Origin of the sequence: Streptomyces sp. NRRL B-1347 (assembly GCF_000720325.1) — a bacterium.
Taxonomy (GTDB): domain Bacteria; phylum Actinomycetota; class Actinomycetes; order Streptomycetales; family Streptomycetaceae; genus Streptomyces.
This window is the reverse complement of the sequence record NZ_JOJM01000021.1, coordinates 1-14,413: the sequence shown is the minus strand read 5'-3', so window position 1 is coordinate 14,413 and position 14,413 is coordinate 1. Positions and strand designations below refer to the sequence as shown.

Here is a 14,413-nt window from a genome sequence, read left to right as displayed (position 1 = left end):
CAGTCCAGAAAGAACCCAGGGCCGGCCCGGAAGACGCGAAGTCCTCCGCACCGGCCCTGACTTGTGCCCGGGTCACACGGCCCGTGGGTTCCTGCCGTGGATCAGTGGATCAGCGAATCCGTGGATCAGTCCTCGTACGCGTCCAGCGGCGGGCAGGAGCAGACCAGGTTGCGGTCGCCGTACGCCTGGTCGATGCGGCGCACCGGCGGCCAGTACTTGTCCGCGGCCGACACACCGGCCGGGAAGACGGCCTCGTCGCGGCTGTAGCCGTGCTCCCAGTCGCCGCCGAGGGCGGCCGCGGTGTGCGGCGCGTTCCGCAGCGGGTTGTCCTCCGCGGTCCACTCGCCGTTCGCGACCTTCTCGATCTCCCCGCGAATGGCGATCATCGCCTCGCAGAACCGGTCGATCTCGACCAGGTCCTCGCTCTCCGTCGGCTCGATCATCAGCGTGCCCGCGACCGGGAAGGACATGGTCGGCGCGTGGAAGCCGTAGTCGATGAGCCGCTTGGCGATGTCGTCCACGCTCACGCCCGTGGCCTTGCTCAGCGGCCGCAGGTCGATGATGCACTCGTGCGCGACGAGCCCGCCGGGGCCGGTGTAGAGCACCGGGAAGTGCGGCTCCAGGCGCTTGGCGATGTAGTTCGCCGAGAGCACGGCCACCTGCGTGGCCCGCTTGAGGCCCTCGCCGCCCATCAGCCGGACGTACGACCAGGAGATCGGCAGGATGCCCGCCGAGCCCCACGGCGCGGCGGAGATCGGACCGACGCCGGTCTCGGGGCCGGCCGCGGGCTGCAGCGGGTGGTTCGGCAGGTACGGCGCGAGGTGCTCGCGCACCGCGACCGGGCCGACGCCGGGGCCGCCGCCGCCGTGCGGGATGCAGAAGGTCTTGTGCAGGTTCAGGTGCGAGACGTCGCCGCCGAAGTGCCCCGGCTTGGCGAGCCCCACCAGTGCGTTGAGGTTGGCGCCGTCGACGTACACCTGGCCGCCCGCCTCGTGCACGGCCGCGCAGATGTCGGCGACGTGCTCCTCGAACACGCCGTGCGTGGACGGGTACGTGATCATCAGCACGGCCAGCTCGTCGCGGTGCTTCTCGATCTTGGCGCGCAGGTCCTCGACGTCGATCTCGCCGTCGTCGGCGGTCTTCACCACGACGACCTTCATCCCGGCCATGACCGCGCTCGCGGCGTTGGTGCCGTGCGCCGAGGACGGGATCAGGCAGACGGTGCGCTGGTCGTCGCCGTTGGCGCGGTGGTAGCCGCGCACCGCGAGCAGACCGGCCAGCTCGCCCTGGGAGCCCGCGTTCGGCTGGAGCGAGACCTTGTCGTAGCCGGTGACCTCGGCGAGACGTTCCTCCAGCTCCCGGATCAGGGTCAGATAGCCCTGCGCCTGCTGGGCGGGCACAAACGGGTGCAGCTGCCCGAACTCCGGCCAGGTGACGGGCTCCATCTCCGTGGTCGCGTTGAGCTTCATGGTGCAGGAGCCCAGCGGGATCATGCCGCGGTCGAGCGCGTAGTCGCGGTCGGCCAGCTTGCGCAGATAGCGCAGCATCGCGGTCTCGGAGCGGTGCTGGTGGAAGACCGGGTGGGTCAGGTACTCGTCGGAGCGCAGCAGCCCGGCGGGCAGCGCCTCCTCGACGCTCGCGTCCAGGGCCTCCACGTCGGCCTCGACGCCGAACGCCGTCCACAGCGCGGAGAGCTGGGCGCGCGTGGTGGTCTCGTCGCAGGCGAACGACACGTGGTCGGCGTCGACCGGGTGGATGTTGACCCCGCCCTCGCGCGCGGCGGCGACCACGTCGGCGGCCTTGCCGGGCACGCGCGCGGTCAGCGTGTCGAAGTACGCGCCGTGCACGATCTCGACGCCGCCGGCCTTGAGGCCCGCGGCGAGCAGCGTGGCGTAGCGGTGGGTGCGCCGGGCGATCGTCTTCAGGCCCTCGGGGCCGTGGTAGACCGCGTACATCCCGGCCATCACGGCGAGCAGCACCTGCGCCGTACAGATGTTGCTGGTCGCCTTCTCGCGGCGGATGTGCTGCTCGCGGGTCTGCAGGGCCAGGCGGTAGGCCTTGTTGCCGTCGGCGTCGACGGACACGCCGACAAGACGGCCGGGCAGGCTGCGGGCGAACTTCTCGTGCACCGCCATGTAGCCGGCGTGCGGGCCGCCGAAGCCCATCGGCACGCCGAAGCGCTGCGTGGTGCCGACCGCGATGTCGGCGCCGAGCTCGCCGGGCGAGGTGAGCAGCGTGAGCGCGAGCAGGTCGGCGGCGACGGTGACGACCGCGCCCAGGCCGTGGGCCTGCTCGATGACGGGCTTGATGTCGCGCACGGCGCCGGAGGCGCCCGGGTACTGGATCAGCACGCCGTTGATCTCGCGCGCGGCGAGGTCGGCGGGGATGCCGTCGCTGAGGTCCGTGACGACGACCTCGACACCGGTCGGCTCGGCCCGGGTCTGGATGACGGCGACGGTCTGCGGCAGCACGTCGGCGTCGACGACGAACACGCCGTTCTTGACCTTGCCGACGCGCCGGGAGAGGGCCATGGCCTCGGCGGCCGCGGTGCCCTCGTCGAGCAGCGAGGCACCGGAGGTGGGCAGCCCCGTCAGGTCGGCGACGACGGTCTGGAAGTTGAGGAGCGCCTCCAGGCGGCCCTGCGAGATCTCCGGCTGGTACGGCGTGTACGCGGTGTACCAGGAGGGGTTCTCCATCACGTTCCGCAGGATCACAGGCGGCGTGAACGTCCCGTAGTAGCCGAGCCCGATCATCGAGTCGAGCACCTGGTTGCGGTCCGCGAGGGAGCGCAGCTCGGCCAGGACCTCGGCCTCGGTCCGCGCGCCGGGCAGCTCGAGCGCCTCGGCGTTCTTGATCACATCCGGCACGGCGGCGGCCGTGAGCTCGTCCAGGGAGCCGTACCCGACCTGGGCGAGCATCTTGGCGCGGGCTTCTGCATCGGGTCCGATGTGCCGCTGCTCGAAGGGAATTCCCTGCTCCAGCTGCGTGAGCGGAGTACGAGGGGTGGCTGTCATTGCGGAGGCCTCCTGGTCTGACACGACCTGCGAGGGGCACCACGGCGCGGGTACCCGGACGGCCTCCCCCTCTGTCATCTCAACCTGAGAGCTTCACAGGACCGCTAAAACGGTCCTGCTTTCACCGTCGGTGAGGAAGGGTTCCGAACGTGCCCGCCCGACGCCCGCCCTGCTTTCCAGAGTGGCCTCGTCCGTGCGGTACAGGGGCCTGAGAGATTCCGGGGAGGAGTTGCTCCTTCGGCGCCTCCGGTGCTGCCACCGAAGAGCTCTCCCGCACGGGGTCAACAGCCGCTTGCCAGCCTACCAGCGCGGTCCGTGGCCGATCCCTCGAGTGGCCGCCCGTCCCGATGTGCTCTTTCGTAGTGGTGACGACCGAAATCCGGATGAGCCCGGATGACTTGCGACCAAGTGGAGGGAACGTGCAGACCGATATCGATCCCCGCAATCTCATCGGCCGCAAGGCGTTCGACCGCAACGGCACCAAGATCGGCACGGTCGACGAGATCTACCTCGACGACGCCACGGGCGCCCCGGAGTGGGCGGCCATACGCACCGGTCTGTTCAGCCGTGACGCGTTCGTCCCCCTTGAGCCCAGCGAGCTGATCAAGGACGGCACCCTGCGCGTCCCCTTCGAGCGCGCTCTGATCAAGGACGCCCCCGACTTCGGCGTGGGCCGCCACCTCTCCCCCGAGCAGGAGCTCCAGCTCTACCGCCACTACGGCCTGGACGTGACGCCACCGCCCCCGCCGGACCACGACTTCGGCCACCGGGCGGACGGAACGGGCGCCTGACGCCTACCCGCCGGACTCCCCCGCGGCTACCCGGCCGCTCCTCCCGTCATCGGCACTGTCTTCTCACCCCCTGGGGCCTCCCCGTCCTCCGACGCCCCCGCGTCCGTCCCGTCCCCCTCCACCGCCACCAGCGGCAGCGGATCCGAAGGCTCCAGCTCCGGATCGTCCGTACGGAACGTCCGCACCCGCCCCGGCACGGAATCCGGGGTTTCGAACCGCACGGTCACCCGCCCCAGGCCACTGCCCTGCACCCATCCGGGCCCGTACTCCGCGTGCCGCACGTCGTGCCCCGCGGGCCAGCGCCGCTCGGCGGGCACCACCGGCTCCCCGGCCGCCTCCCCGGCCCCGGAAGCCGCGTCGGGCCCGCCGTCACCAGCCGCGACATCCACCGGGACCATCGCCGCGTCCTCCCCCTCGGCCCCGGGCGCCAGGGACTCGGTCTGCAGCACGGCGTGGGCCTGCGCGAACAGGTCCTCCTGCGTGAAGTCCGCGAGACCGCTCACTCCTACGCCGAGGAGCCGCACCCCGCCCGTCGTGTCCACGGACTCCAGAAGCCGCGCCGCCGCCTCCCGCACCACGGCCGGATCGTCCGTGGGCCCCCGCAGCGTCTCGGAGCGCGTCAGCGTCGAGAAGTCGAACCTCCGCACCTTCAGGACGATGGTCCGCCCCGAGTGCCCGGCCGCCCGCAGCCGCTGCACACACCGGTCGGCGAGCCGCGCCACCTCCATCCGCACCCGCACGCGGTCGTGGATGTCCACGTCGTACGTGTCCTCGACGCTGACCGACTTGGTGTCCCGCTCGGCCACCACGGACCGCTCGTCCCGCGCCAGCGCCATCGCGTACAGCGCCCCGCCGTGGGCCTTGCCCAGGAGCCGCACCAGCTCGTCCTCCCCGGCCTCGGCGATCTCGGCCACCGTGGTGATCCCGGCCCGCCGCAGATGGTCACCGGTCGCGGGGCCCACGCCGGGCAGCACCCGCACCGGCATCGGCCCGAGCAGCGCCCGCTCCGTGCCGGGGGCTATCAGCACGAGGCCGTCGGGCTTCGCCTGCTCCGAGGCGATCTTCGCCAGCATCTTGGACACGGCCAGGCCCACGGACCCGGTGAGCCCGGTCACCCGCCGGATGTCCGCCCGCAGCCGCTCCCCCACGGCCCGCGCGGACGCCGCGTCGTCCGCGACGCCGCCCGCCTCCAGGTCCACGAAGGCCTCGTCGAGGCTGAGCGGCTCCACCAGCGGCGACAGCTGCCGCAGCAGCCCCATGACCTGCTCGCTGACCTCCCGGTACAGGCCGAAGCGGGGCACGAGGTACGCGGCGTTCGGCGCGAGGCGCCGCGCCTGCCCCATCGGCATCGCCGAGTGCACCCCGAACCGCCGGGCCTCGTACGACGCGGTCGCGACCACACCGCGCGGACCCAGGCCGCCGACCACGACGGCCTTGCCGCGCAGGCTCGGCTTCGCGGCCTGCTCGGCGGACGCGTAGAAGGCATCCATGTCGAGATGCAGGATCGTCGGCGCGGTTCTCACGCCACTGATGCTGCCCTACGCCACTGACAATGCCCGTGACCAGCGACGACGAGCGGGGCCTGCGGCGACGGCGCGGGCGGGACCGTGCGGTGGCGGCGCGGGCGGGCGCCCGCCAAGGGCGTGTACGGGCCTGTGCGCGCCTGGGGCGCGCAGGGAGGGGCGGAGGGCATCAGAGCCTCCGCTCGCCCCTCAGCGCCTCACACAGCGCGATTGCGGCGCTGCGCCAGCTCGTCCCCCGGGTGGTTCCCGACGAGGGTCTCCCCCGTGTCGACGCGCTCCCCGTGCAGCTGCGAGAGGGCCGCCTCGACGTCGCGCCAGACGACGCCCACCGCGATCCCGAAGACGCCCTGGCCGCCCTGGAGCAGCTCGTGCACCTCGCCGGGCGACGTGCACTCGTACACCGTCGCGCCGTCGCTCATCAGCGTCGTGCGTTCGAGGTCCCGGAAGCCGCTGTCCCGCAGGTGCTGGACCGTGGTGCGGATGTTCTGCAACGACACACCCGTGTCGAGGAAACGCTTCACGATCTTCAGGACGACGACGTCGCGGAAGCTGTAGAGCCGCTGAGTGCCGGAGCCGCCCGCGGCGCGCACGCTGGGCTCGACGAGACCGGTGCGGGCCCAGTAGTCGAGCTGTCGATAGGTGATGCCCGCGGCCGCGCACGCCGTCGGGCCCCGATAACCGATCCGGTCGGTCTCGCCCTGCTGCTCCTGGCCTTCCGGTCCGAAGGGGCTGCCGCTACCGTGAACCGGCACCGGGCGCCTCAACGAGGGTTCGGCCGAGCCACCGTGCAGCGGATACGAACCGCCCACCGCTGTACCGTCGCCGCTGCTTCTCACGCCGACCTCCGTCCTTGACCTGCCTTCTCGACGGTAGGCAGTCGCCAGGGGCTCGTCAACGATCGCCACACTCGGCACGCCGAGTGATAATCACCCTGCGAGTGGTTTCCCGTCCCACACTGCGGGGAAAGGCTAGCCGAATGCTCCGGAGCGGGCCCCTCGGCCGCCCCTCACAGGGGCCCTCAGCCGTCCGTCCGCCGCCGTCGGCACCCGGCCCGCTTCCCACGGACCGGGCCGCCACCGCTCAGCGGATTCCGACCTCTCACTGGCTGCTGGTACCGAAGTCCTCGGGCGAGATCTGGTCGAGGAACTCGCGGAACTTCTCCACCTCGTCCTCCTGCTCGTCCGGGATCGCGATGCCCGCGTCGTCGAGCACGCCGTCGCTGCCGAAGATCGGCGTCCCGGTGCGCAGCGCGAGGGCTATGGCGTCCGAGGGACGGGCGCTCACCTCGACCCCGCTGGCGAAGACCAGCTCGGCGTAGAACACGCCTTCCCTCAGGTCGGTGATGCGCACTTCGGTGAGCTCCTGACCGACGGCCTCCAACACGTCCTTGAACAGGTCGTGGGTCAGCGGCCGCGCGGGTGCCATGCCCTGCTGTGCGAAGGCGATGGCGGTCGCCTCCCCTGGTCCGATCCAGATGGGGAGGTACCGGTCGCCTCCCACTTCACGCAGGAGCACGATCGGCTGGTTGGAGGGCATTTCGACCCGGACACCTACGACGTCGAGCTCGTTCACACAGCAACCCTAGGACGTGCCCGGCGGGTTTGGGTAGTCGGGCACCCGTCGAGTCAGCGTGCCCGCACGCCCAGCGCACTGTGCACGAGCGCCGCGTGCAGCCGTCCCGCGAGCCCCGCGAGCTCCTTCGTACGCGCTTCCGCATGGGCCCTGGTCTGCGGATTGCGGTGCCTGCGCAGCGGCGCCACGACCTGGTCGACGAGCGCCGCGTCCCGCTCCGCCGCGGCCTTCATGGCACGCAGATGGCGCGGCTCGATACCGAACCGCCCGAGCTCGACGACGAGCGCGGCCACGGTCACGGCGTCCGCGTCATAGCTGCCGTCCGGCAGCGCGCCGATCAGGCCGTACGACTCCCACTCGGCCAATTGCCCCTCGTCGGCCTCCACGGCGGCGAGCAGGGCTTCGCGCCCCACCCGGGCGGCGGTGCGCTCGTCCTCCGCCGGGGTGCCGTCACCGTCGCCCCCGTCGCGCTGCTGGCCCACCGAGGGCAGCGTGACCTGCTCGCCCCGCTCCAGCGCGTCCAGCTGCTCGCGGATGACCTTCAGGGGCAGATAGTGGTCACGCTGCATCCGCAGGACGTGCGCCAGGCGCTCGACGTCCTCGGGGCTGAACTTGCGGTACCCGGACGGCGTGCGCTGCGGTTCGATGAGGCCCTCGGACTCCAAGAACCTGATCTTGGAGATGGTGACCTCGGGAAACTCGTCACGCAGCACGTTCAGCACGGCGCCGATGCTCATCAGCCGGTGTTCCGCAGCGGCGGTGCCGTGACCGGCACCGCCCCTCGGTGTGTGCAGCATGGACCTTCCCTCAGCGTTCCCCCGGACGGTGTCCGGGGGAGGGTCAGATGCCCCGCTGGCTCGCGTAGAAGACCAGCCGGTACTTGCCGATCTGCACCTCGTCGCCGTTGGACAGGGCGACGGAGTCGATCCGCTCCCGGTTCACGTACGTGCCGTTGAGGCTGCCGACGTCGGCGACGGTGAAGCTGCCGTCCGCGGCGCGACGGAACTCCACGTGGCGGCGCGACACGGTCACGTCGTCCAGGAAGATGTCGCTCTGCGGGTGACGGCCCGCCGTCGTCAGGTCGCCGTCCAGCAGGAAGCGGCTGCCCGAGTTCGGCCCGCGCCGGACCACGAGCAGCGCCGAGCCGAGCGGCAGCGCGTCCACGGCCGCCTGGGCCTCGGGCGACAGCGCCGGGGACAGCGTCTGACCCGTGGTCTCGGCGTCGTAGGCCTCAAGACCGGAGATGGAGATCGTCGAAGTGGTTTCGGACGGGCGCTCGCTCACCGCTCCGGGCCGCAGCGGCGCGCCGCAGTTGGAACAGAACCGGCTCGCCTGCGCATTGCGGTTACCGCACCTCTGACACACCAGGGCCGACATGGACGGATCCTCCTGCCGCGGCTGCCCCGCTGGGGCGTGGGACGCGTACGGGTCGGAAAACCCTCCACCCGTACCTGAGGTCGACGGATCCCCGAAACCTATGCGGCCGGAAGTAGCAGGGTCAACAGACGACGCGCCCTGTCCGCCCGAATTGTCACCACCCGGACCAGCCACCTGGTCCCGGAACAGCGGGCGCTCGCCCACCTGGGTCTCCGGCACGTCTCCCTGGCGCGGCGCACGATGACGCGCGTCCTCACGCGCACTCTTGCCGAACAACTTCGCAAACAACTTCACGGGCGATTCCCCTTGACCGAAACAGACCCGCCCGTGGGGCAGGACGAACCCTGACTGCACACACCGGCGTGCATCGCCAACACGGACATCTTCACAACGTCCGTATCCGCCAAACAGTTTCCACCACGCACCCCGTCCCGGGTGCGGCGACCCCCCGCAACCTCATGCCCTGGACCCGAGGCCCGCATGCACCCCCGCCTCACTGGGAGGACGACCGAGCGTAGTCAGGGCGCTTCGCCGGTCGCAAGGCGTCCACGACGATCTTCTCCGTACGTGCGACAACGACCGTGGCCTGCTCCTTCTCCAGAGTCTGCACCACCCCTCCCGGGATGTTCAGCGCAGGCTCCAGGTCCTGGGGCTTGCCGATGACCTTGAAGCGGTAGGGCTCGGCCACCTTCTGGCCGTCCACACGCACACCGCCGCCCGCCGCGTCCGACAGATGGGTGCTGGCCACCACCCGTACGTCATTGACCTGGATGGCCTCGGCGCCCGCGGCGCGCAGCTCCTGGATGGCGTCGAGCAGCATGTGTGCCTCCACCGTCCCCTTCTTGTCGTCGATCGTCAGCGTGATGCCCGGCCCCTGCGCGGCGACCGTACCCGCGAGGATGCCGAGTTGCCGTTCCCTCTCGGCGGTCTGCTTGCGGGCCTCCTCCGCCTGGTCCGAGCTGTTCTCGAGACCGGTGCGCTGTTCTTCGAGGCGCCGCTTCTCATCTTCCAGACGCTGAGTACGGTCATCCAGTTCATCGAGGATGCGAACAAGATCTTCTTGTCGCGCCCCGCGCAGCGCGTCGCTGCTGTCGTTGGTGGACCGCACCTGGATCGCAAGGCCCAGGCCGAGGACGAAGAGCAGCAGGGCCACGATGAGTTGAGCACGTGTCAGGCGCGGTGGCCACAGCCCCTGTACGAGCCGCTGGCGGCCGGTCAGCGGCGCGGGGCCCGCTGCGCCCGGCGCTCCCTCCCCGGCCTTCCCAGGCGTCACCGGGACCTCGGGAGGCAGTTCCCTGCGCCGGCCGTCTCCGGGCGTGTCGTCCCCGTTCGCGGGGCTCGTCGGGCTCATCGGCGTCACGCCCGGAAGACGTGCCGGCGGATGGCCGCGGCGTTGGAGAAGATACGGATCCCGAGGACCACGACAACGCCCGTCGACAGCTGGGCGCCCACGCCGAGCTTGTCCCCCAGGAAGACGATCAGCGCGGCCACCACCACGTTGGACAGGAACGACACCACGAAGACCTTGTCGTCGAAGATCCCGTCGAGCATCGCCCGCAGGCCTCCGAACACCGCGTCGAGCGCCGCCACCACGGCGATCGGAAGATAAGGCTCCACCACCGCGGGAACCTCGGGCCGGACCAACAATCCGGCCACGACTCCCACGACGAGGCCCAGTACGGCGATCACGATGTGCCCTTTCCTGCCTTCGGCTCTGCTGTACGTACGGTCACACTGGGGGCTGCCGGCAGCCGGAGGCCGTCGGCCACGGAGATGCTGGTCCGGATGCCGAAGTTCTCCTGCAGAGCATGCAGATACTGACCGTCGGGGCTGTTCTGGAACCTGGTGCTCAGCTGTTGCCCCTGGCCCACCGCCAGCACCGTATACGGAGGCACCAGCGGCTTGTTGTCGACCAGTATCGCGTCACCGGCCGCCCTGATCGCCGACAGCGCGGTCAGCCGCTGGTCGTTGATGGCGATCGCCTCGGCGCCGGACTGCCACAGTCCGTTGACGACGCGCTGCATGTCGCGGTCACGCACCCGGCCGGTGTCGGAGAACCCGGCACTGTCCCGGGGCCCGCCACCGCCCTGGTCGGCCTGCTTCTTGTCGTTGACGACGAGTCGTACGCCCGGCCCGCGCACGGGCGTGGCGCCGGAGAGCAGGGACACCAACTCGGCCTGGCCGCCGCCGTGTTTCCGCAGCGCGGCACGCTGCCGCGCGCTCACGTCGTTGCGCAGGTCGTCGACGTCGTCCTCGAGGTCGTCCGCGTCCGCCGTCGCCGACTCGACCCGGTCGATCAGCTCGGCGCGCTCCTTGGCGAGGACGGGTGCCGCTATCCGCGCCTGGGCGGCCCCTACGGTCACGACGAGCGCGGCCAGGACGAGACCCGCCGCGAGCCCCAGCTTCGCCCGGAGGGTCTTCGGCACTCCACCCGTGCCGGATTCCCTCTTGCGGGCGGCGGCCTCCGCGTATCCCTCGTCCAGGCTGTGGTCCATGACGGTGGTGAGCAGCGACATGGAGGCGTCCGGGCGCGGGGGTCGCGAGACGGTGCTCCGAACGGGGGGCTGCTGCGGCATGCCGCACATCGTCGCACGTCGCGGGCGCTACCTCCGAATGGCCCCACCGGTGTGCCGGACAGCACCACTTACGGGTGCGGCCCGGCACACCCGCACGTCAGCGCCCGGCGCCGTCCACAATCGCCGACCACTCGTCAAGCAGGGCTTGAGCCGAAGCGTCGTCGGGCCCCTCGGCCCACAGATGAGTGACCGCTTCCGCCGGGTCCGGCAGCACCAGGACCCAGCGCCCGTCCGCCTCCACGACCCGTACGCCGTCGGTGGTGTCCACGGACCGGTCGCCCGCGGCCTCCACCACGCTCCGCATCACCAGGCCCTTGACCGCCCACGGCGTGGGGATGTCACGGCGCTGCACGTGCGCGCGCGGAATGCGGGCGTCGATCTGGCTGAGAGTGAGCTGTGTGCGCGCCACCAGACCGATGAGCCGTACGAACGCCGCCGTGCCGTCGAACACGCTGCTGAACTCCGGCACGATGAAGCCGCCGCGCCCGTCCCCACCGAAGATCGTCGAATCACCGCGCCCGACCCGGGTCAGGTCGTCCGGCGAAGTGGTCGTCCAGTCGACCTGCGTGCCGTGGTACGCCGCCACCTGCTCGGCGATGCGCGTCGTCGTCACCGGCAGCGCCACCCGTCCGCTGCGCCGCTCCGCCGCCACCAGGTCCAGCATCACCAGGAGCGCCCGGTCGTCCTCGACGATCCGCCCCTTCTCGTCCACGAGCGAGAGACGCTCGCCGACGGGGTCGAACCGCACCCCGAAGGCGGCGCGCGCCGACGCCACGATCTCTCCGAGCCGGACGAGCCCGGACCTGCGCGCGTCGGACGACTCAGTGGGCCGCGACTCGTCGAGGCCGGGGTTGATCGTCAGCGCGTCGACGCCGAGCTTGCCGAGCAGGCTGGGCAGGACGAGCCCGGCGCTGCCGTTGGAAGCGTCGACGACGACCTTCAGCTCCGCCTCCGCGATGCCCGTCGTGTCCACGTTCCGCAACAGCGACCCGGTGTACGAGTCGAAGACGCTGGAGGGGAAGTGCAGGTCACCGATCTCCCCGGGGAAGGCCCGCCGGTACTCCTGGCGTGCGTACACCCGGTCGAGCTTGCGCTGCTTCGCCTGGGAGAGGTCGGCTCCCTCGCCGTCGAAGAACATGATGTCGACGGAGTCCGGCACCCCGGTCGTCGTCCGGATCATGATCCCGCCGGCGCTCCCCCGCGCCGTCTGCTGCCGCGCCACCGGCAGCGGCACGTTCTCCAGGTCCCGTACGTCGATGGCGCTGGCCTGCAGCGCGGAGATGACCGCCCGCTTGAGCGCCCGCGCGCCGCGGGAGTGGTCACGGGCCGTGGTGACCGTGGAGCCCTTCTTCAGGGTCGTCGCATACGCTCCGGCGAGCCGCACCGCGAGCTCCGGCGTGATCTCCACATTGAGGATGCCGGACACCCCGCGGGCGCCGAAGAGGTGCGCCTGGCCTCGGGACTCCCAGATGACCGAGGTGTTGACGAAGGCACCGGCTTCGATCGTCTTGAACGGGTAGACGCGTACGTTCCCTTGGACAATCGATTCCTCACCGACGAGGCACTCGTCGCCGATGACGGCTCCGTCCTCGATGCGGGCGGCTCGCATGATGTCGGTGTTCTTGCCGACGACGCAGCCGCGGAGGTTGCTGTGCTGCCCGATGTACACGTTGTCGTGGACTACGGCCTTGTGCAGGAAGGCGCCGCTCTTCACGACGACGTTCGAGCCCACGACGGTGTGCTCACGGATCTCGACGTCTGCTTCGATCTTCGCGTAGTCACCGACGTAGAGCGGGCCGCGGAGGACGGCGTCGGGGTGCACCTCGGCTCCTTCGGCGACCCATACTCCGGGTGAGATCTCGAAGCCGTCGAGTTCGACGTCGACCTTGCCTTCGAGGACGTCGGCCTGCGCCTTGACGTAGCTTTCGTGGGTGCCGACGTCTTCCCAGTAGCCCTCGGCGACATAGCCGTAGATCGGCTTGCCTTCCTTCATGAGCTGCGGGAACACGTCCCCGGACCAGTCGACGGGCACATCGGCCTCGACGTAGTCGAAGACCTCGGGCTCCATGACGTAGATGCCCGTGTTCACCGTGTCGGAGAAGACCTGGCCCCAGGTCGGCTTCTCCAGGAAGCGCTCGACCTTGCCCTCTTCGTCGACGATGGTGATGCCGAATTCCAGCGGATTGGGGACGCGCGTCAGGCAGACGGTGACGAGCGCGCCCTTCTCCTTGTGAAAGCTGATCAGGTCGGTGAGGTCGAAGTCGGTCAGAGCGTCACCGGAGATGACGAGGAAGGCGTCGTCCTTCAGTGCTTCCTCGGCGTTCTTCACACTGCCGGCGGTGCCGAGTGGCTTCTCCTCATTGGCATAGGTGAGCTCCATTCCGAGCTCTTCACCGTCGCCGAAGTAGTTCTTGACGAGAGATGCCAGGAACTGCACTGTCACTACGGTCTCGGTGAGCCCGTGCCTTTTCAGCAGGCGCAGCACATGCTCCATGATCGGCCGGTTGGCCACCGGCAGGAGCGGCTTGGGCATGCTCGAGGTCATGGGGCGCAGGCGTGTGCCTTCGCCTCCGGCCATCACGACGGCCTTCATGTCGGAAACGTCCTCCTTGATAGGTGACGATCTAGCCGACTCAGCCCGCCGATATTGACCCGTTCAGGTGTCTTTCGGGCCCGCAAGCCGCTACAGCTGCCTTACTGGCGAGCTCAATCGGCCATGGCATCCGCCTTGACAAGTCGGCGGACTTGAACCACGTAGAGGATCCCTGCCCACCAGTACAGCGTTGTACCCCATCCGGCGAACGCCCATCCGAAAATACCAGCGAGCGTGTAGAACCAGCCAGTTCCGTCGCTGAGGAGAAGCAGCGGAAAGGCGTACATCAGGTTGAAGGTGGCGGCCTTGCCCAGGAAGTTCACCTGCGGCGGCGGATAGCCGTGTCGCCTGAGGATCCCGACCATCACCAGCAGAACCAGCTCGCGCAGCAGGAGCGCTGCGGTCAGCCATAGCGGGAGAATCTCCCGCCATGTCAGGCCCACCAGTGTCGACAGGATGTAGAGCCGGTCGGCCGCGGGGTCGAGGATCCGGCCGAGGCTGCTGATCTGGTTCCACCGGCGGGCGAGCTTCCCGTCGAGGTAGTCGCTGACGCCGCTGAACGCCAGGACGAGCAGCGCCCAGCCGTCGCTCTTCGGTCCGCCGAACTCCGGCCTGAGGATCAGCCACAGGAAGAGGGGCACGCCGACGAGGCGCGCCATGCTGAGGATGTTGGGGATGGTGAGGACCCGGTCCGTCTGGACACGGGTCTCTTGGACCTCCACCCGGGGGCCTCCTGTGAACGAGCCGATGATGCCCCCAGACCTTACCGTCAGCTGTCGGGTCGCAGTGCGGAGGGGTCTCGACGGACAACGCAAGAAAGCCGTGCTCCCCGAGTCTTTCGACTCAAGGAACACGGCTTTCCCTAAATTTAGTTCGGCGGCGTCCTACTCTCCCACAGGGTCCCCCCTGCAGTACCATCGGCGCTGTAAGGCTTAGCTTCCGGGTTCGGAATGTAACCGGGCGTTTC

11 protein-coding genes, 1 rRNA gene, 1 pseudogene and 1 riboswitch are annotated in these 14,413 nt (G+C 70.1%); of the genes and pseudogenes, 1 reads left to right on the top strand and 12 read right to left on the bottom strand.

Annotated elements, in window-relative coordinates; genetic code table 11:
- Positions 1-125: 125 nt before the first annotated feature.
- A complete protein-coding gene (gene gcvP, locus IG74_RS0119185) occupies positions 126-3,014 on the bottom strand; it encodes an aminomethyl-transferring glycine dehydrogenase (RefSeq protein WP_030678312.1) in 2,889 nt (962 codons plus the stop codon).
- 186 nt (positions 3,015-3,200) lie between these two features.
- Positions 3,201-3,298: riboswitch (glycine riboswitch) on the bottom strand.
- A gap of 135 nt (positions 3,299-3,433) precedes the next feature.
- Here gcvP and IG74_RS0119180 point away from each other — a divergent pair.
- Positions 3,434-3,805, top strand: coding sequence for a PRC-barrel domain-containing protein (locus IG74_RS0119180; protein ID WP_030678310.1), 372 nt, complete (start codon positions 3,434-3,436; stop codon positions 3,803-3,805).
- Here the strand turns inward: IG74_RS0119180 and IG74_RS0119175 are convergent.
- The 11 genes and pseudogenes from IG74_RS0119175 to rrf all read right to left on the bottom strand — a co-directional run.
- Positions 3,730-5,328: pseudogene (locus IG74_RS0119175) on the bottom strand (DNA polymerase IV). The gene IG74_RS0119180 and the pseudogene IG74_RS0119175 overlap by 76 nt on opposite strands.
- A 197-nt stretch (positions 5,329-5,525) precedes the next feature.
- The gene (locus tag IG74_RS0119170; RefSeq protein ID WP_420709917.1) at positions 5,526-6,212 is read right to left on the bottom strand and encodes a MerR family transcriptional regulator; all 687 of its coding nucleotides are present in this window, start codon (positions 6,210-6,212) and stop codon (positions 5,526-5,528) included.
- A 214-nt stretch (positions 6,213-6,426) separates the two neighbouring features.
- Positions 6,427-6,900 carry a bifunctional nuclease family protein gene (locus IG74_RS0119165; RefSeq protein WP_028797289.1) on the bottom strand — a complete coding sequence of 158 codons (474 nt, stop codon included), beginning with the start codon at positions 6,898-6,900 and terminating at the stop codon, positions 6,427-6,429.
- Between the two features lie 53 nt (positions 6,901-6,953).
- A complete protein-coding gene (locus tag IG74_RS0119160) occupies positions 6,954-7,697 on the bottom strand; it encodes a MerR family transcriptional regulator (RefSeq protein WP_030678301.1) in 744 nt (247 codons plus the stop codon).
- A gap of 43 nt (positions 7,698-7,740) precedes the next feature.
- On the bottom strand, positions 7,741-8,688 hold the full coding sequence (locus IG74_RS49500; RefSeq protein ID WP_078868882.1) for an FHA domain-containing protein: 948 nt from the start codon (positions 8,686-8,688) through the stop codon (positions 7,741-7,743).
- Between the two features lie 82 nt (positions 8,689-8,770).
- Positions 8,771-9,628, bottom strand: a complete 858-nt coding sequence (locus IG74_RS0119150; protein WP_030678298.1) for a DUF881 domain-containing protein — start codon at positions 9,626-9,628, stop codon at positions 8,771-8,773.
- A 5-nt stretch (positions 9,629-9,633) separates the two neighbouring features.
- Positions 9,634-9,966 carry a small basic family protein gene (locus tag IG74_RS0119145; RefSeq protein ID WP_003988855.1) on the bottom strand — a complete coding sequence of 111 codons (333 nt, stop codon included), beginning with the start codon at positions 9,964-9,966 and terminating at the stop codon, positions 9,634-9,636.
- The gene (locus IG74_RS0119140; RefSeq protein WP_030678295.1) at positions 9,963-10,862 is read right to left on the bottom strand and encodes a DUF881 domain-containing protein; all 900 of its coding nucleotides are present in this window, start codon (positions 10,860-10,862) and stop codon (positions 9,963-9,965) included. The genes IG74_RS0119145 and IG74_RS0119140 overlap by 4 nt, the downstream gene beginning before the upstream one ends.
- A gap of 88 nt (positions 10,863-10,950) precedes the next feature.
- Positions 10,951-13,446, bottom strand: a complete 2,496-nt coding sequence (locus IG74_RS0119135; protein ID WP_030678293.1) for a mannose-1-phosphate guanyltransferase — start codon at positions 13,444-13,446, stop codon at positions 10,951-10,953.
- Positions 13,447-13,559: 113 nt separating this feature from the next.
- Entirely contained in the window at positions 13,560-14,168 is a 609-nt protein-coding gene (locus tag IG74_RS0119130; protein ID WP_030678291.1) for a CDP-alcohol phosphatidyltransferase family protein, read from the bottom strand.
- 149 nt (positions 14,169-14,317) lie between these two features.
- A 5S ribosomal RNA gene (rrf, locus tag IG74_RS48040) occupies positions 14,318-14,413 on the bottom strand; the annotation flags it as partial.

Bases quoted from the DNA above. Each gene is read 5' to 3' on its own strand.
- gcvP (WP_030678312.1), bottom strand. From the start codon at position 3,014: ATGACAGCCACCCCTCGTACTCCGCTCACGCAGCTGGAGCAGGGAATT.
- IG74_RS0119150 (WP_030678298.1), bottom strand. From the start codon at position 9,628: ATGAGCCCGACGAGCCCCGCGAACGGGGACGACACGCCCGGAGACGGC.
- IG74_RS0119140 (WP_030678295.1), bottom strand. From the start codon at position 10,862: ATGTGCGGCATGCCGCAGCAGCCCCCCGTTCGGAGCACCGTCTCGCGA.
- IG74_RS0119160 (WP_030678301.1), bottom strand. From the start codon at position 7,697: ATGCTGCACACACCGAGGGGCGGTGCCGGTCACGGCACCGCCGCTGCG.
- IG74_RS0119135 (WP_030678293.1), bottom strand. From the start codon at position 13,446: ATGAAGGCCGTCGTGATGGCCGGAGGCGAAGGCACACGCCTGCGCCCC.